The organism is Bradyrhizobium sp. PUT101, assembly GCF_052043945.1.
In the GTDB taxonomy this organism is placed as follows: Bacteria; Pseudomonadota; Alphaproteobacteria; order Rhizobiales; family Xanthobacteraceae; genus Bradyrhizobium.
Genome location: NZ_CP197207.1, coordinates 6,375,406 through 6,393,221, shown reverse-complemented (window position 1 = coordinate 6,393,221; position 17,816 = coordinate 6,375,406). Strand labels below are relative to the sequence as shown.

General features: G+C 64.5%; 16 protein-coding genes and 1 pseudogene. 7 read left to right on the top strand and 10 right to left on the bottom strand.

The window, feature by feature from the left end:
- Positions 1–85: 85 nt before the first annotated feature.
- From otnK to ltnD, 3 genes are read right to left on the bottom strand one after another with little or no spacing between them, the layout of a single operon-like run.
- Positions 86–1,357: a 3-oxo-tetronate kinase gene (gene otnK / locus ACSHT2_RS30610; RefSeq protein ID WP_440638554.1), complete on the bottom strand. Its 1,272-nt coding sequence runs from the start codon at positions 1,355–1,357 to the stop codon at positions 86–88.
- Positions 1,354–2,136, bottom strand: a complete 783-nt coding sequence (otnI, locus tag ACSHT2_RS30605) for a 2-oxo-tetronate isomerase (RefSeq protein WP_440638552.1) — start codon at positions 2,134–2,136, stop codon at positions 1,354–1,356. The genes otnK and otnI overlap by 4 nt, the downstream gene beginning before the upstream one ends.
- 15 nt (positions 2,137–2,151) lie before the next feature.
- Positions 2,152–3,069, bottom strand: a complete 918-nt coding sequence (ltnD, locus tag ACSHT2_RS30600; RefSeq protein ID WP_440638550.1) for an L-threonate dehydrogenase — start codon at positions 3,067–3,069, stop codon at positions 2,152–2,154.
- A gap of 104 nt (positions 3,070–3,173) precedes the next feature.
- Between ltnD and otnC the strand changes: the two are divergent.
- A pseudogene (gene otnC / locus ACSHT2_RS30595) lies at positions 3,174–3,848 on the top strand (3-oxo-tetronate 4-phosphate decarboxylase); the annotation flags it as partial.
- A 373-nt stretch (positions 3,849–4,221) separates the two neighbouring features.
- Here the strand turns inward: otnC and ACSHT2_RS30590 are convergent.
- From ACSHT2_RS30590 to ACSHT2_RS30565, 6 genes are all read right to left on the bottom strand, one after another.
- Entirely contained in the window at positions 4,222–4,926 is a 705-nt protein-coding gene (locus ACSHT2_RS30590; RefSeq protein WP_440638549.1) for an ABC transporter ATP-binding protein, read from the bottom strand.
- Positions 4,910–5,641, bottom strand: coding sequence for an ABC transporter ATP-binding protein (locus ACSHT2_RS30585; RefSeq protein WP_440638547.1), 732 nt, complete (start codon positions 5,639–5,641; stop codon positions 4,910–4,912). Before ACSHT2_RS30585 ends, ACSHT2_RS30590 begins: the two co-directional genes overlap by 17 nt.
- Entirely contained in the window at positions 5,638–6,621 is a 984-nt protein-coding gene (locus ACSHT2_RS30580) for a branched-chain amino acid ABC transporter permease (RefSeq protein WP_440638545.1), read from the bottom strand. The genes ACSHT2_RS30585 and ACSHT2_RS30580 overlap by 4 nt, the downstream gene beginning before the upstream one ends.
- Positions 6,621–7,454: a branched-chain amino acid ABC transporter permease gene (locus ACSHT2_RS30575; protein WP_440642968.1), complete on the bottom strand. Its 834-nt coding sequence runs from the start codon at positions 7,452–7,454 to the stop codon at positions 6,621–6,623. The genes ACSHT2_RS30580 and ACSHT2_RS30575 overlap by 1 nt, the downstream gene beginning before the upstream one ends.
- Before the next feature lie 196 nt (positions 7,455–7,650).
- Entirely contained in the window at positions 7,651–8,895 is a 1,245-nt protein-coding gene (locus ACSHT2_RS30570) for an ABC transporter substrate-binding protein (protein WP_440638544.1), read from the bottom strand.
- Positions 8,896–8,984: 89 nt separating this feature from the next.
- A complete protein-coding gene (locus ACSHT2_RS30565) occupies positions 8,985–9,800 on the bottom strand; it encodes a putative hydro-lyase (RefSeq protein ID WP_440638542.1) in 816 nt (271 codons plus the stop codon).
- A 120-nt stretch (positions 9,801–9,920) separates the two neighbouring features.
- Here ACSHT2_RS30565 and ACSHT2_RS30560 point away from each other — a divergent pair, with 120 nt between their 5' ends.
- The 4 genes from ACSHT2_RS30560 (at position 9,921) to ACSHT2_RS30545 (ending at position 14,217) form a co-directional block, all read left to right on the top strand.
- Positions 9,921–10,838, top strand: a complete 918-nt coding sequence (locus tag ACSHT2_RS30560; RefSeq protein ID WP_440638541.1) for a LysR family transcriptional regulator — start codon at positions 9,921–9,923, stop codon at positions 10,836–10,838.
- Positions 10,839–10,956: 118 nt separating this feature from the next.
- A complete protein-coding gene (locus ACSHT2_RS30555) occupies positions 10,957–12,207 on the top strand; it encodes a Zn-dependent hydrolase (RefSeq protein ID WP_440638539.1) in 1,251 nt (416 codons plus the stop codon).
- A gap of 12 nt (positions 12,208–12,219) precedes the next feature.
- Entirely contained in the window at positions 12,220–13,131 is a 912-nt protein-coding gene (locus tag ACSHT2_RS30550) for an NAD(P)-dependent oxidoreductase (RefSeq protein WP_440638537.1), read from the top strand.
- Positions 13,132–13,143: 12 nt separating this feature from the next.
- Positions 13,144–14,217: a malate/lactate/ureidoglycolate dehydrogenase gene (locus ACSHT2_RS30545; protein WP_440638535.1), complete on the top strand. Its 1,074-nt coding sequence runs from the start codon at positions 13,144–13,146 to the stop codon at positions 14,215–14,217.
- Positions 14,218–14,299: 82 nt separating this feature from the next.
- On the opposite strand, the gene ACSHT2_RS30540 is transcribed toward ACSHT2_RS30545, so the two are convergent.
- Positions 14,300–15,373 (bottom strand): tartrate dehydrogenase, encoded by a 1,074-nt coding sequence (locus ACSHT2_RS30540; RefSeq protein WP_440638533.1) that lies wholly within the window; start codon positions 15,371–15,373, stop codon positions 14,300–14,302.
- 154 nt (positions 15,374–15,527) lie between these two features.
- On the opposite strand from ACSHT2_RS30540, the gene ACSHT2_RS30535 reads away from it, so the two are divergent.
- Together ACSHT2_RS30535 and ACSHT2_RS30530 are read left to right on the top strand one after the other, a co-directional pair.
- The gene (locus ACSHT2_RS30535; protein ID WP_440638531.1) at positions 15,528–16,304 is read left to right on the top strand and encodes an SDR family oxidoreductase; all 777 of its coding nucleotides are present in this window, start codon (positions 15,528–15,530) and stop codon (positions 16,302–16,304) included.
- An 86-nt stretch (positions 16,305–16,390) separates the two neighbouring features.
- Entirely contained in the window at positions 16,391–17,809 is a 1,419-nt protein-coding gene (locus ACSHT2_RS30530; RefSeq protein ID WP_440638529.1) for an amidase, read from the top strand.
- Positions 17,810–17,816: the final 7 nt, after the last annotated feature.

The window sequence follows — 17,816 nt, the reverse complement described above, 5'->3', positions numbered from 1 at the left end:
AGAGCACTTGTGCAGATGTTAACTACGACTCCGTGCGAGTACGGAGCCCGAAAGAAATGAACAGGCAGCTAAAAATGTCCTGCGCTCAGCGCATGAGCCCAAGTGCGTCGGAGAAAAACTCTGCTCCGCCGAAATTTCCGGACTTCAGAGCGAGCAGCATGTCGCTTTCGGCGCCGACCGCGCGCAGCACTGGCACGCCCGCGGCGATTTCCACTCCCACGAGAAATCCGGGAATCTTCAACCGATCGACAACGGCCCCGGACGTCTCGCCGCCGGCAACGATCAGTCGCCGCACGCCTGATTTTACGAGGCCTTCTGCCATATCGGCCATGGCCTGCTCGATCGCATCGCCGGCGGCGTCGCGACCGTGGCGCGCCTGTAGCGCGGCGACCTGATCGGGTGTCGAGCTCGATGCGATCAGCACCGGACCTTCCGCAAGCCGCGGCTTCGCCCAGTCCAGCGCGCGCTGTGCTTCGCCGGCCCCCGTAATGATACGGTCCGGATCGAGATGAAGCACCGGCATGATGCGTTCGGCATTGGCGATCTGCTGAAGCGTCGCCTGCGAACAACTCCCGGCAAGGCATGCCGCCGATCCGCCGACCGGCGCGCCTGCATCACTGGTCGCCGTTGCCCTGACCTTTCCGGTCGATACCAGCGCCCGCGCGAGTCCGAGGCCGATCCCGGAGGCGCCGACCGACAGCCGATGTTCGGCGGCGACGAGACCGATGGTCTCGAGGTCGCGGTCGAAGACGGCGTCAATGATCGCGGCGCCGATGCCCTTGGCCGCGAGCTCGGCCAATCGCGCCCGCACGGCCTTCGCGCCGCGCGTCACGGTGGCGAGATCGACGAGGCCGATCTGCGTCCTGCTCTGGCGCGCCAGCACGCGCACCAGGTTCGAATCGTGCATCGGGTTGAGCGGATGGTCCTTCAGCGGGCTCTCGTTGAGCGGCACGGCACCGACGAAGAGGTTGCCCTGGTAGACGGTACGGCCTGTTTCCGGGAACGCCGGCGTCACCAGCACGACAGCTTCGCCGCAATCGGCGCGCAACGCGTCCATCACCGGGCCGATATTGCCGGCATCGGTGGAATCGAAGGTCGAGCAGATCTTGAACAACACGTGGCCCGCGCCGCGGCCGCGCAGCCATGTTTCAGCGGCGCGCGAGCGCGACACCGCGAGGCCGGCTTCGATCGAGCGGCTCTTCAGCGACACCACGACGGCATCGACCTCGGGCAGCGCGAGATCGTCCGCGGGCACGCCGATGGTCTGCATGGTGCGCAGGCCGGCGCGCGTCAGCGTGTTGGCGAGATCGGACGCGCCGGTGTAGTCGTCGGCGATGCAGCCCAACGCAAGTGTCACGACTTCGCTCCAGCGTAAGGCCTGAACCAGGCGAGCCCATCGGTGGTCTTGCCGCGGGGATTGTATTCGCAGCCGACGAAGCCGGTATAGCCGAGCCGGTCGAGCTCTTCGAACAGGAACGGATAGTTCAGTTCCTCGCCGTCGGGCTCGTTGCGCGAAGGGATGCTGGCGATCTGGACGTGGCCGATGATCGGCATCATCTCGCGCAGCCGCATGGTGACGTCGCCATGGATGATCTGGCAGTGATAGATGTCGAACTGGAGTTTCAGGTTCGCAAGCCTCAGCTCCTGGATCAGGTCCCGCGCGAAGCCGAAATCGTTGAGGAAGTAGCCGGGCACGTTGCGCGCATTGATCGGCTCGATCACGACGTCGATGCCGTGCGGCGCGAAGAATTCCGCGGCCCAGGCCACCGATTTGTAGAACGCCTCGATCGCGACGCGCTCGCCGCGGTTGGCGATGCCGGCCATCAGGTGCAGGCGCTTGACGCCGGTCTCCTTGGCATAAGGCAGCGCCGTCTCCAGGCTCGCCTTGAGATCGTTGAACCGCAAGGGCAGCGCCGCAAAGCCCTTCTCGCCGGCGTTCCAGTCGCCCGGCGGCAGGTTGAACAGCGCCTGTGTGAGGCCATTGCGCCTGAGCCTCTCACCGATCGCCTCGGCCGGATGCTCATAGGGAAACAGGAACTCGACCGCGGTGAAGCCGGCTTGCGCCGCGGCGTCAAAGCGGTCGAGGAACGGCACCTCGGTGAACATCATCGAGAGATTGGCGGCAAAACGGGGCATCGGAGTTCCTCTTGCTTATTTGTCGCCGGGCAGCTTGACGCCGGTGACCTGCGCGTACATGCGCGCCACCGACGCGTCGTCGTCGCGGCCCATGCCGGCGGCTGATGTCATCAGAAACATCTGGAGCGCGGCGGCGGAGACCGGCACAGGGAATCGGGCAGTGCGTGCCATGTCCTGAATGATGCCGAGGTCCTTGACGAAGATCTCGACCGCGCTGCGCGGCGTGTAATCGCCGTCGAGCACGTGCGGCATGCGGTTCTCGAACATCCAGGAATTACCGGCCGATGCCGTGATCACCTCATAGACCTTGCGGATGTCGAGGCCCTGCTTTGCCGCGAACGCCATGGCTTCGCTGGCGGCGGCGATGTGCACGCCGGCGAGCAATTGATTGATCATCTTGAACGCAGCCCCTTGCCCGGCGGCATCGCCGAGCTCGTAGAGTTTTGCCGCCATGGCGTCGAGCGCGGGCCGCGCTTTCGCAAAAGCGGCGGGACTGCCGGAGGCGAGGATCGTCAGCTCGCCTTGCGCGGCGCGTTGCGCCCCGCCGGAGATCGGCGCATCGAGATAGTGTCGGCCGGTCGCCTCAAGCTGCTTGGCAAGGCGCCGCGCCACGTCGGGATCCATGGTAGCCGAGGATACGAAGACGCTGTCCTTCGGCATGGTCTCGGCGGCACCATCCTTGCCGAACAGGATCGCCTCGGTCTGGGCGGCATTCACGACGACGCTGACGACGATATCGGCCTCCTTGGCCGCTTCGGCCGGCGTCCTGGCCCCCGCACCGCCATCCTTCACGAAGCGCGCGACGGCCTCAGCCGAAACGTCGCAGCCGGTAACGGCATGGCCGACGCGCTTCAGCGAGGTCGCCATGCCGTATCCCATCGAGCCGAGCCCGATGACAGCAATGCGCTGATTTTGAGAGGTGGAGGCGGACATGCAACTGACCCTTGCGAACGTTTCCCGGATGGCTGCCCTTTGCGGCGGCTCAGCGAACCGATATCACGGCTTGGCCGCGCTGCCAAAGCGTGAGACAAGCGGGCATGACGGCCATGAGCAACGAAACACGGCTGCGCGAGGATATCTGCCGCTTCGGACGGTCCCTGTTCGAACGCGGACTGACGCCGGGCTCCTCCGGCAATATCAGCGTCAGGATGGACGACGGCGGCTGGCTGGTTACGCCGACCAACGCCTCGCTCGGCTTCCTCGATCCGGCGCGGCTGTCGCGGCTGGATAGAACGGGACAGCTGATTTCGGGCGATGCGCCGACCAAGGAAGTTCCGCTGCACACCGCGCTCTACGACACACGCGGAAGCGCGCGAGCGATCGTGCACCTGCACTCCACCCATTCGGTCGCGCTCTCGATGCTGCCCGAGATCGACCCGCGCGCCGCGCTGCCGCCGATGACAGCCTACTATCTGATGAAATGCGGCGCCACCGCGCTCGTGCCCTATTACCGCCCGGGCGATCCCGCGGTTGCGGATGCAATCAAGGGGCTGGCGGGGAAATATTCATCGGTGCTGCTCGCCAATCACGGGCCGGTGGTCGCCGGCGACACGCTGGAGGCCGCGGTGTTCGCGACCGAGGAGCTGGAAGAGACGGCGAAGCTGTACCTGCTGCTGCGCGGGATGAATCCGCGGTACCTCTCGCAGGAGCAGGTGACGGATCTGGTGAAGGTGTTCGGGGTGACGCTGCCGGAGCATGGCGTACACGAACACGAGCGACGGTCTGTGGCCACACCGTCAGACGCGGAGGTGGAAGCTGCGGCCGACATCCTTGATAAGGCGGGGCGCCATCATCGTTGGTGGGACAAGTCGGTAAAACCGTACACCGACCCAATCGCCAAAAGCGAGTTTGAAGGGATTGTGGAACAGATGCTGATCGCTGCATCGAAGTCGCGATCTCGATCGTGATCCTGGCCCGCTGCGCGCCACACACACCGCCGTCATCCTGAGGTGCGAGCCTTGCGATGCAATTGCATCGCAAGGTGAAGCCTCGAAGGATGGACTACAGGCGCTCGCGGCCCATTCTTCGAGGCGCGCGAAGGGCGCGCACCTCAGGATGATGACTTCGATTGCGGCAGCAATCCAGTTACAGCCCGAGATACGCCTTTCGCACATCCGGATTGCCCTTGATCTCGCTTGCTGCGCCCTGCATCAGCACGCGGCCGGTTTGCAGGATGTAGGCGCGGTCGGCGATCTCGAGGCATTCGGCCATGCGCTGCTCGACGATCAGCACGGTCATGCCGGCGTCGCGGATGCGCTTCACCGCCTGGAAGATCTCATCCACCAACTTCGGCATAATGCCCTGCGAGGGCTCGTCCAGCATGAGGAGCCGCGGACGCGTCATCAGCGCGCGGCCGATCGCGAGCATCTGCTGCTCGCCGCCGGAGAGCGTCTCGGCGCGCTGCTCCAAACGTTCCTGAAGACGCGGGAACAGCTTGAAGACGAGATCGAGCGGCTCCTCACGGTTGGTTTCGCCACGGTAGAGATAACTGCCGAGACGCAGATTGTCGCGCACCGACAGGCGCGGGAACAGGCGGCGGTTCTCCGGCACATAGGCGATGCCAGTGGCCGTAATGTGATGCTGCGCCATGCCGTCGAGGCGCTTGTCGTCGAACGTCACCGTGCCCGAGCGCGGACGCTCGGCACCGGCGATGGATTTCAGCAGCGTCGACTTGCCCGCGCCGTTGGCCCCGGCGACGCAGACGATCTCGCCCTTCTGGACCTCGATCGAGACTGCGGAGATCGCGACCAGGCCCTGATAGGCCGTCGTGACTTCACGCACCGACAGCATGACGATCTCCCAGATATGCGCTGATCACCTTGGGATCGCGGACGACGTCTGCGGGCTTGCCCTCGACCAGCACCTTGCCCAGGTCGAGCACGATGGCGCGGTCGACCAGCGGCATCACGATCTCCATGACATGCTCGACCATCAGCACGGTGATGCCGGCATCGCGCACCTTGCGCACGAGCGCGACACCGGTCTGCGCCTCCGTGGGCGTGAGGCCGGTGAGGACTTCGTCGAGCAGCAGCAGCTTCGGTTCGGTCGCCAGCGCACGGGCAACTTCGAGACGGCGCTTCTCGGCCGGCACGAGATCGCTCGCGAGCACGTCGGCGCGCGCGGCAAGGCCGGTGAATTCCAGCACCTCATGCGCCTTGCGGCGCGCCTCGCGCATCACGGTGTTGCGCACGAGAGCACCGACGATCACGTTGTCGATCACCGTCATGGTCTCGAAGCTCTTGACGACCTGGAAGGTCCGGCCGATCCCGCGCTGACAGCGCTCGGCCGCCGGCATGCGGGTGACGTCCTCGCCATCGAATAGAATCGAGCCTTGGGTCGGCGGCAGCACGCCTGCGATGAGATTGAACAGCGTCGACTTGCCGGCACCGTTCGGGCCGATCAGACCGACGATCTCGCCGCGGCCGACCGAGATCGAGACGTCGCTGTTGGCGATGAGCCCGCCAAAGCGCTGCCAGACGCCGCGGGTTTCAAGGAGCGCACTCATCGCGTGGCTCCCTTTGCTTTCGAACGGGAGAACAGGCTCACCAATCCCTGCGGCAGGGCCAGCGAGATCAGCACGATCAGCGTACCGTAGACGATGAGATCGACGCCGCGCCCGGAGCCGCCGATATAGGAGCGCGTCAGCTCCGTCATCGGGATCAGGATGGCGGCGCCAAGCACGGGACCCCAGAGGGTGCCGATGCCGCCGAGCACGGCCGGCAGCGCCATCAGCAGCGAGAACTGGAAGCCCATCACGCTTTCAGGATCGATATAGGCGAGAAACTGCGCGTAGAAGGCACCGCCAATGGCGACGAGGAAGGCCGAGACGGCGGCCGCGCCCATCTTGGAGGTGAAGACGACGACGCCAAGGCTCTCGGCCGCTTCCGGATTGTCCTTCACCGCGCGCCACCAGAAGCCCCATTTGGAATCTTCCAGCCACCAGGTGACGAACCAGGCGAGGCAGCACAGGCCCAGCGCGAAATAGAAGTACGGCAGCTTGGTGCGCAGGAACTGGAATTTCAGCCAGCTGTCGCCGCGGATCGGAATGGTGATGCCCATCGCGGCTCCCGCCCACTCCCAATTCTGGAACAGGAGCAGACCGATCTCGGCGATGACGATGGTCGCGATCACGAAGTAATGGCCGCGCAGGCGGAAGAAGGGATAACCGAGTCCCATCGCGATCAGGGCGGCAATCACGCCGCCGCCGAGCATGCCGAACCAGGGCAGCACGCCGAACTTGGTGAACAGCAGCTCGGTGGTGTAGGCGCCGATGCCGAAATAGAGCGCGTGTCCGAGCGAGATCTGTCCGCAATAGCCGGACAGGATGTTCCAGCTCTGCGACAGCGCCGCATACATCAGCGTCAGGATCAGGATATTCTGGACGTAGACGTCCTTGACGAACAGCGGCGCCAGTGCGGCGATCCCGGCCAGTCCTGCGGCGATGATGAGGTCGCGGCGGCGCCGCCCTGCAAAATTCTTGTCCATCACATCGACCCGAACAGGCCGCGCGGCCGGATGAAGACGACGAGGAGATAGACGGCGTAGATGCCAACCGACTTCAGCGAGGGCGGCAGCACCAAGGCGGTGACCGCCTCGACGAGGCCGACGATGATGCCACCGGCAAATGCACCGAACACGCTGCCGAAGCCGCCGAGTGCCACCGTGACATAGGCGATCAGCGCGAAGGACGCGCCGACGTCGGGGTAGATGTAGAAGAACACCGCCATAATCGCGCCGGCGAGACCGACCAGCGCGGCGCCGAGGCCCCAGCCGAACGCGAACACGCGGTTCTTGTCGATCCCGACGAGAGCCACCGCACCGGGATCTTCGCGGGTGGCTTCGATCGCGCGGCCGAAATCGGTGCGGTGGATGAAGAAGTAGAGACCGGCAAAGGCGAGAACCGAGACCAGCGCGCCGACCAGCTGAGGCTCCGGCAGGAAGATGCCGGCAACCGAGATGGTTTTACCGCCGAGCCAGGACTGCGGAATGCTGCGATAGTCCGGGGTGAAGAAGAACTGCGCGAGGCCGCGCATCACGATGGCGAGACCGAAGGTGGAGAAGATCTGCACCATGCCGGCATTGGCCTTGGCCCGCATGGCGAAGCGGACAATGAGCAGGTAGATCACCGCTCCGAAAACGAAGAGCGCCGCGGCGACCAATGGCGCCGACAGCAAGGGGTCGATGGCGAAGAACGCGAACAGAAAGAAGGACAGATACATCGCGAGCATCAGGAACTCGCCATGGGCGAAGTTCGTGACGTCCATCAGGCCGAAGATCAGCGCGAGACCGACCGCGATCAGTCCGTAGAGCAGGCCCATGAGGAGGCCGCTCGCGAGACTCTGGATAATGGCTTGGGCTGTCAAAAGTCTGTCCCCCGAAATAGATCCTCATCCTGAGGAGCGCGCATCAGCGCGCGTCTCGAAGGATGGCCCAGCCCTCGTCCTTCGAGACGCGGGCTACGCCCGCTCCTCAGGATGAGGGCGGGAGCTACGTCTGAGCTCCCGCTTCCCACTCTTACTTCATCGGCCAGATCGCCTCGGCGATCGCGGCTTGCGGCGGGAAGATGGTGACGAACTTGCCGCCGACATATTGCAGCAGCACCGGATTGGCATCGTTGTTCTGGCCCATCTCGTCGAACTTGACGCGCTTCCAGGGCATGATGGTCTGCTCGCCCGGAATGTCGGTCGCGGCCAGCGCGTCGCGGATCTTCTCGCCGTCGGTCGACTTGGCGCGGTTGATGGCATCGGCGAGGATGATCAGGCCCATGAACTGGCGCGAGGTGAGGTCGTTGAAATCCTTGCCCGACTTCGCCTTGAACATGTCGTTGATCTTGCCGACCATCGGGCGCTTCTGCGCGAGGTCGAGCGAAAAGGTGCCGCGCGAGATCACGCCTTCGAGCTTGTCGCCGACGGCATCATAGAGCGCCTTCTCGGAGAAGCCGGCGTCCTGCGCCACGATCGCATTCGGCTTGTAGCCGAGCTCGGCCATGGTCTTGACCAGGAGGATACCGTCCGTGGTGTAGCTCGAAGGCATCAGCACGTCGGCATTGGCGGTCTTGAGCTGCTGCACCTCGGCCGAGAGCGAGGGCGAGTTGGCGCGATACTTGATGTCGGTGACGATCTTGTAGCCGCGCTCACCGGCGATCTTGGCCTGGGCATTGCCGGAGTCGGTGCCGAAGATGGTGTCCTCGTGGAACAGCGACAGCGTCTCGATCTTGGTGCCCTTCTTCTTCATGGCATCGAAGAAGTCGAACATCGCGGCCGAGTACATCTCGTCATGCGGCGCAGCGCGGAAGTAATATTTCAGGCCGCGGCGATGCAGGCTGGGCGATGAATTGTCGGCGGACACGAACGGGACCTGGTAGCGTTCGCAGATCTGGCTGACGGTGACGGCAACGGCGCTCTGATAAGTGCCGATGATCGCGCAGACCTTCTCCTGCGTAATCAGGCGCTCGGCCTCGGCTCGGCCCTTCTGCGGATCGGCCTGGTGGTCGGCGAACACGAGACGGACCTTCGCACCGCCGAGGCCCGGCAGCCCTTCGCCCTTGGCCAGCGGCAGATCGAAAGCGGAGTCCTTGTTGATGACTTCGAGCGCGGTCTCATAGGCCTTCTGCGCGTCGACGCCCTGCTGTGCGCTGCCGCCGGAGAACGGATAGATCACGCCGATCACGACTTCCGAGGCCTGTGCGCGCGCTGCCAGCGGCACGAGAGCGGCAGTGGCGGTGGCTCCCAACAACACGTCGCGGCGAGTGATCGTCATGGCAAAGTCCCCTGTTGTCGAATTTCGGCTGATCGAATGAAGCGATTGATGGATGCGGTAAAGCCTGAAGAAGCAGCAAACGCTGCCTACTAAATCACGGCCATGTTTCTGTTCTTCAGATCCGTCACCAGCATCAGGCCGGGCGAATGCGTGATCGCGAACGGGAGCTTCGCGGCGTTGATCACCGATTGCGGCGTCACCCCGCAGGCCCAGAACACCGGAATCTCGTCGTCGGCGACCGGCACCGGATCGCCGTAGTCGGGCTTCGCAATATCCTTGATCCCGATCAGGTGCGGATGGCCGAGATGCACGGGCGCACCGTGCACGGCGGGATAGCGTGAGGTGATCTGCACCGCGCGGATCGCATCGGCCGGCTTGAACGGGCGCATCGACACCACCATCGGACCGGCGAACGGACCGGCCTCGCCGCAAGGAATGTTGGTGCGATACATCGGCACGCGCACATTGTGCTCGATGTGCCGGATCGGCATGCCCTCCTCGAGCAGGGCCTCTTCGAACGAGAACGAGCAACCGAGCACGAAGGTGACGAGATCGTCACGCCAATGCTTCTTCACGTCGGTCGGCTCGTCCACGACTTCGCCATCGCGCCAGACGCGGTAGCGCGGGACGTCGGTGCGGATGTCGAGATCGGCGCCGAGCGAGGGGATATGCGGACTGCCGACATCGGACATGCCGATGATCGGGCACGGCTTCGGATTGAGCTGGCAGAAGCGGTGAAAGGCGCCGGCATATTCGGCAGGCAGGATCGCGAGATTGCCCTGGACAAAACCCGGAGCGACTCCGGCGGTGGAGGCGACCAACCCCTCGCGGTAGGCGAGCCGGGCCTTGCGGCTCGGAAGGGCGTCGGGCGTTTCAGTTTGCTGCGCTGCCACCAAAACAGTCATGTGATCGACCTGCCTATAAACTCGACAAAGACAAGCCAACACCAAGCGTGCTATAAAGTCTAATCGTCGTTTCTAATCAATATCGATAAATCCCATTTATCGACTGAGGTATTCCTTCCAATGCTGGACTTCAAGTCGATCGAGACGTTCCTATGGGTTGTGAAGCTCGGCAGCTTCCGTGGGGCCGCACAAAGGCTCAACACCACCCAGCCGGCGATCTCGCAGCGCATCGCCCAGCTCGAGCGCGAGATGGGCGTGAAGCTCCTGAACCGCGATCATCGCGTGGCCTCGCCGACCCCCAGCGGGCGACAGATGATGATCTATGCCGAGAAGCTGATCGGTCTGCGCGCCGCCATGATGGCGGAGATCGGCGACCGGTCGGCGATGCGCGGCGTGATGCGCCTCGGTGTCGCCGAGACCATCGTGCACACCTGGCTGCCTCGTCTCGTGAAGAGCGTGAACCAGGTCTATCCGAACCTCTCGCTGGAGATCGAGGTCGACATCACGCCGAACCTCACCGCGCGCCTGCTTGCGCAGGAAATCGAGCTTGCTTTCGTCGTCGGACCGCTGTCCGCCTCGGGCGTGCACAACCGCGTGCTCGCCGATTATCCGATCGGCTTTCTCGCAAGCCCTTCACTCGGGCTCGGCGCGGGCCCTGTGACCCCGTTGGAGCTGGCGCGCTTTCCGATCATCACCTTCCCGCGCAAGACCAAGCCTTACGAGGTCGTGCGCGAGGTGTTCGACCGGCCGGAGCTGCCGCCGATCCGGCTGCACGCCTCCGCCTCGCTCGCGACGGTCATCCACATGGCGGTCGAGGGACTCGGCATCGCCGTGATCCCCGACGCCATCGTCGAAAACGAGCTCGCCGACGGACGGTTGCAACTGCTCGACACCGATCTCGCGATCGCGCCGCTGACCTTCACCGCAAGCTGGCTCGCCTCGCCCGACATCGTCGCTGTGGAGCGCGTCGCCGAGCTTGCACGGCAGATTGCGCAGAGCAGCCTCGCGGTTGACGCGCCCGCGCAGGCGCGTCATTGAAACAGCGCCGGGTTTTCTACCGTCATTCCGGGGCTCGCGCAGCGAGAACCCGGAATCTCGAGATTCCGGGTTCGCCCTTTGGGCGCCCCGGAATGACAGCGATCAATGGAAGAGACGCATGAGCCGAGCCGCCACCAATCTGCAAATCGATTCCGCCCGCCTATGGGGCTCCATCCACGACACCGCGCAATTCGGCGCGACCGCCAAGGGCGGCGTGCGGCGGCTGACGCTCAGCACCGAAGACAAGCAGGTCCGCGACTGGTTCCGCAAGGCCTGCGAGGACGCGGGACTGGAAGTCCACGTCGACGCGCTCGGCTCGATGTTCGGCCTGCGCAAGGGACGTGACATGTCGAAGCCGCCCGTCGGCATCGGCTCGCATCTCGATACCCAGCCGACGGGCGGCAAGTATGACGGCATCCTGGGGACGCTCGGCGCGCTGGAAGTGATCCGGACGCTGAACGACGCCGGCATCGAGACCGAGGCGCCGATCTGCGTCGTCAACTGGACCAACGAGGAAGGCTCGCGCTTCGCACCTGCGATGATGGCCTCCGCCGCCTATGTCGGCGACTTCACCACCGACGACATTCTGTCGCGCAAGGACGCCGAAGGCATAACCGTCGGCCAGGCGCTCGACGGCATCGGCTACCGCGGCGACAAGCCGGTCGGCTTCCAGAAGCTCGGATGCTTCGTCGAGCTGCACATCGAGCAGGGTCCCATTCTGGAGGCGGAAGGCAAGACCATCGGCGTGGTCGATTCCGGCCAGGGCGTGCTCTGGTACGACGGCAAGATTTCCGGCTTCGAGAGCCATGCGGGTTCGACCCCGATGCCGCTGCGGCGCGACGCGCTGGCTACGCTGTCGGAAATCGTGCTGGCGATGGAGGCGATCGCGAAGAAGCACGGGCCGAACGCGGTCGGCACCATCGGCGAGGCCGTGATCGCAAATCCCTCGCGCAACGTCATTCCCGGCGAGATCGCCTTCACCATGGACTGCCGCAGTGCCGACGGCGCCATCATGGATGCGCTCGATCGCGATCTTCGTGCGGCTATCGCCGAGATCGCGGCACGCCGCAAGGTCGAGGTCAAGATCGACCTGGTCTGGCGCAAGCCGCCGACCCATTTCGATCCCAAGCTGATCGCGGCGGTCGAGAACGCCGCGAAGACGCTGGGCTATTCCTCTCGCCGCATCACCTCCGGCGCCGGCCACGATGCCTGCAATCTCAACACCGTCATGCCTGCGGCGATGGTGTTCGTACCCTGCAAGGATGGCATCAGTCACAACGAGCTGGAGGACGCCACACAAACCGACTGCGCTGCGGGCACCAACGTCCTGATGCATACCGTGCTGGCGATTGCCGGCGTCGCGTCCTGATCGGAGAGAGCCATGCGCGGAGTTTTCGTCGACGCCAATGAAGCCCTCGCCGTGATCATGGAGCGGCTGGAGAAGCCCGGCGATCCCAAGGTGCGGATCCACAGGGATCCCGATATCAGGCCGGAACAATACCCGGAAATCCTCGACGGCGCCGAGATCGCGATCGTCGACCACACCGCGCTTCCCACCGACGTGGCGAGGAAATGCACGGAGCTGAAGCACGTCGTGTTCCTCGGCACCGGCGCACGCAGCTACATGAACCCGGAGGAGCTCGCCGAGCTCGGCATCTCCGTGCATCTGATCAAGGGCTATGGCGACACGGCAGTGGCCGAATGCGCGATCGCGCTGATGTGGGCCTCCGCCCGCGTCATCGCGATGATGGACCGCGAGATGCGGGCCGGCAACTGGCTGCGCGAAGACGGCATGCAGCTCACCGGCAAGACGCTCGGCCTGATTGGGTTCGGCGGCATTGCCGCCGAAGTCGCACGCATCGCGACCGGCTCAGGCATGAAGGTGATCGCCTGGAACCGCTCGCCCAAGAGCTATCCTGGTGTCGAATTCACCGATCTCGATACAGTGCTGGCGAAGAGCGACGTCGTCTCGCTGCATCTGCTGCTCAACGACGAAACCCGCGGCATGATCACGCGCGACAAGATCTTCGCGATGAAACGTGGTGTCATCCTCGTCAACACCGCCCGCGCTGCGATCGTCGACGAAGCCGCCATGATCGACGCGCTGAAGTCCGGCCACATCCGCCATGCCGGCCTCGACGTCTTCAATACGGAGCCTCTCCCCGGCGATCATCCGCTGACGAAACTGCCGAACGTGACGCTGTCGGCGCATTCGGCCTTCCGCACGCCGGAGGCGAGCGAGAACCTGATTGAAGCGGCCTGGGTCCACTGCCGCCGGATCGTGAAGGGATAAGAGCAACAACAAATGGCTGACTATCGCACCATCAAGGCCGAAGCGCTCACCAACGTCGTCCGCGCCATCGTCCAGGCCGGCGGCTCCTCGGACCGAGAGGCCGAGCTCGTGTCGACCAATCTGGTCGAGGCCAATCTCAAAGGCCACGACTCGCACGGCGTCGGCATGATCCCGCGCTACGTCCAGAGCGTCACGACGGGCGGCCTCGCCGTGAACCAGCACGTCAAGATCGTGCTCGACACCGGTCCGCTTCTCACCCTCGACGGCCTCACGGGCTATGGCCAGGTGATCGGCCATGAAGCGATGGAGCTGGCCGCCGAGCGCGCCAAGCGCAATGGCGTGTGCCTTGTCGGCCTTTCCAACGCGCACCACATCGGCCGCATCGGTCACTGGGCCGAGCAGTGCATCGACCATGGGCTGGTCTCGATCCATTTCGTCAACGTGATCTCGCGGCCGATCGTGGCGCCCTGGGGCGGCAGCGATGCCCGTCACGGCACCAACCCGTTCTGCGTCGGCATCCCGCGCAGGGGCAAGGAGCCGATCGTGCTCGACTTCGCCACCAGCAGGATCGCACAAGGCAAGACCCGTGTGGCCCACAACAAGGGCGCCGAGCTTGAGCCCGGCACCATCATCGACAATGAAGGCAAACCCACGGTCAATCCGCGCTACACCGTGATCCCGCCGCACGGCGCGATCCTGCCGTTCGGCGAGCACAAGGGCTCGGGGCTCGCGCTGGTGTGCGAAATCCTTGGCGGTGCGCTCTCAGGCGGGCAAGTGGTCAAGGGCCCGTCCGACGGCAAGTACAACGTCCTCAACGGCATGCTCTCGATCGTCATCGACCCGGGCAAGCTCGGCACCGGCGAGAACCTCGCGCGCGAAGTCGAGAGCTTCGTCGCCTGGCACACCGGCTCGCCGCCCGCTGCCGGCGTCGACAAGGTGAAGATCGCCGGCGAGCCCGAACGCGAGACCAAGAAGAAGCGCCTCGCTGAAGGAATTCCGGTCGACCCCAACACCTGGCAGGAGATCCTGGAGGCCGGCAAGAGGTTCGGACTGGACCAGGCGGCGATCGAGAGGATCGCGGGCTAGTCGCTGTCTGCAGCGCGGGAATGGAAAAGCCATTTCCCGCGCTGCGCTCCCTCCCCCTTCTGGAAGAGGGTGAAGTATTGCCTCAGTCCACCATCTCCGCGACCGCCTTGCCGCAGGCGGTGGTATCGGCGTTGCCGCCGAGATCCTTGGTGCGGAGCGTGCGTTCGGCCAGCGTGCGCTCGATCGCATCGACGATCGATTTTCCTGCTTCCTTCTCGCCGAGATGCTCGAACATCATGGCGCCCGACCAGATCATGCCGATCGGGTTGGCGATGCCCTGGCCGGCGATATCGGGCGCCGAGCCGTGCACCGGCTCGAACACTGAGGGGAAATCGCCCTCGGGATTGATGTTGCCTGATGGTGCGATGCCGATCGTGCCGGTGCAGGCCGGGCCGAGATCGGAGAGGATGTCGCCGAACAGATTGGAGCCGACCACGACGTCGAACCAGTCCGGATGCAGCACGAAGTTCGCCGTCAGAATGTCGATGTGGTACTTGTCCCACTTCACGCCCGGAAACTTCTTGGCCATCGCCTCCACGCGCTCGTCCCAATAGGGCATGGTGATCGAGATGCCGTTGGACTTGGTCGCCGAGGTCAAATGTTTCTTCGGCCGCGACTGCGCGAGCTCGAAGGCGAATTTCAGGATGCGATCGACGCCGATGCGGGTCATCACAGTCTGCTGGGTCACGAACTCGCGGTCGGTGTCGGGGAACATGCGGCCGCCGACGGAGGAATATTCGCCTTCCGTGTTCTCGCGCACCACCCAGAAATCGATATCGCCGGGCTTACGGCCCGCCAGCGGCGATGGCACGCCGGGCATCAGCCGCACCGGGCGAAGGTTCACGTACTGGTCGAATTCGCGGCGGAATTTGATCAGCGAACCCCACAGCGAGACGTGGTCCGGGATCTTGGCCGGCCAGCCGACCGCGCCGAAATAGATCGCATCGTGCTTGCCGATCTTCTCCTTCCAGTCATCGGGCATCATCTGGCCGTGCTTCTCGTAATAGTCCCAGGACGAGAAGTCGAAATGGTCGAAATGCACGGAGACGCCGTGCTTCTTCGCGGCCACCTCCAGAACGCGCAGACCCTCCGGCATGACTTCCTTGCCGATGCCGTCGCCGGGAATGACTGCGATCCGGTATTGCTTCCTGCTCATCGAGAACGTCCTTGGTTGGTCCGGCAGCCGCCGCGTTTTGATCGCAATGCAATGGACCAAAGTCGCGTGCGGTGCAACGCTGCACTGCAATGTTGACCATGGCGCGGCCGAACGCCTACTGATTTGCTCCTTTTCCTATCCTGCGAGTACCCCCATGGATCTGCATCTGCGTGGCAAGCGCGTCCTGATCACCGGCGCGTCCAAGGGCATTGGCGCAGCGGCCGCCGAGGCGTTTGCCGAGGAAGGCGCGCATCTCCTGCTCGCCGCCCGCAGTGGCGAGGCGCTGACGGCGCTGGCCGACCGTCTGCGCACCGCACACCAGATCGACGCCGCAACGAGCATCGTCGATCTGCGCAAGGAAGATGACGTGGCGCGGCTGGCGAAAGAAGCCGCCGACATCGACGTGCTCGTCAACAATGCCGGCGACATCCCCGGCGGCTCGATCGACAAGATCGACGAGGCAGCCTGGCGGCACGCCTGGGAATTGAAAGTGTTCGGCTACATCAACCTGACGCGGCACATCTATGCGCGGATGAAGGCGAAGGGCGGCGGCGTCATCGTCAATGACATCGGCGCGGCCGGCGAAAAATTCGACGCCGACTACATCTGCGGCAGCGCCGGCAACGCCGCGCTGATGGCCTTCACGCGCGCGCTCGGCGGCAAGAGCCTCGCCGACAACATCCGCGTCGTCGGCATCAATCCCGGTCCCGTCGGCACCGATCGCCACGTCACCCTGCTCAAGACGCGGGCAAAGCACCAGTTCGGCGACGAGAGCCGCTACAAGGAATTCCAGAAGAGCCTGCCGCTCGGCCGCCCTGCGCATGCGCGCGAGATCGGCGACCTCATGGCGTTCCTGGCGTCGGATCGCTCTGGCTACACGTCGGGCGTGATATATACGGTGGACGGCGGCATCAGCGCGGGGTGGGGATAATTGCTCCGAAATTTTAGGCACCATCGTTCCGGGGCGATGCAAAGCATCGAACCCGAAATGACAATCAAGCGATAGGAGTACGATAATTGTCTCAAGACCTGATCCGCGAAACCGCATGCGCCGTCGTCGACAAGCTGCGGTCCGGCGACGTCTCGCCGCTCGAGCTCCTGGATGTGCTGGAGAAGCGCATCAAGGAGGTCGACGGCAAGGTCAACGCGCTGCCGATACTGTGCTTCGATCGCGCGAGGACCAACGCGAAAGCGCTGATGCAGAAGCCGGCGGGCGCGCGCGGGCTGCTCGCGGGCCTGCCGGTGCCGATCAAGGATCTCACCGACGTCGCGGGCGTGTTGAACACGCAGGGCTCGCCGATCTTCAAGGACAACATTCCCGCGAAATCCGACCTCATGGTCGAGAACCTCGAGGCGAACGGCGCGGTGGTCTACGCCAAGTCCAACACGCCGGAATTCGGCGCCGGCGCCAACACCTTCAACGAGGTGTTCGGCGCGACGCTCAATCCGTGGGATACGACGAAATCGGCAGCGGGCTCCTCCGGCGGCGCGGCCGTGGCGCTCGCAACCGGCATGGCTTGGCTCGCACAGGGCTCCGACATGGGCGGCTCCTTGCGCAACCCTGCCGCCTTCTGCGGCGTCGTCGGCATGCGGCCGAGCATCGGCCGCGTCGCCCATACCCCAAAATCAGGTATCGATCGCAATCTCGGCGTGGTTGGCCCCATGGCACGCAACGTCGAGGATCTCGCGCTGCTGCTGGATGCCATGAGCGGCGACTATGCGGACGATCCGTTGTCGCTGCCCACCCCTGCAACCTCGTTCCTGTCGGCGGCACAGGCGGGCAAGAAGCCTAAGCGCATTGCCTATTCACCCGACCTTGGCATCACGCCGGTCGATCCAGAAGTGAAGGCGATCACGCGCAAGGCCGCGGAGCGCTTCGCGGAAGCCGGAGCCATCGTGGAGGAGGCGCATCCGGACTGGCGCGAGGCGCATGAATGCTTCCACGTGCTGCGCGCGTTCGATTTCGCGATCACCAAGGCCAACCTGCTGCGCACCAAGCGCGACATGCTCAAGCCCGAGGTGATCTGGAACATCGAGGAAGGCCTTAAGCTCACCGTCGATCAGCTCGCGCGCGCCGAGGCGCAGCGCGTCGGCATGACTGCGCGGGCGGTCGAGTTCTTCAAGACCTACGATCTCCTGCTGGTGCCGACGACGATCGTGCCGCCCTTCCCGATCGAACACCGCTATGTCGCCGAATGCGCCGGCAAGAGGTTCGACAATTACGTCGAGTGGCTCGGCATCGTCTACGCTATCACGCTCGCCTGCTGTCCTGCGCTCTCGCTGCCGTGCGGCTTCACGGCGTCGGGCCTGCCGGTCGGTGTGCAAGTCGTCGGCGCACCGCGGGCCGACGCACAGGTGATCGCCGGCGCGAAGGTGCTGGAAGACATTCTGGGCCTGCGCGGCACGACGCCGATCGATCCGAAGGTGAAGAACTGACATATAC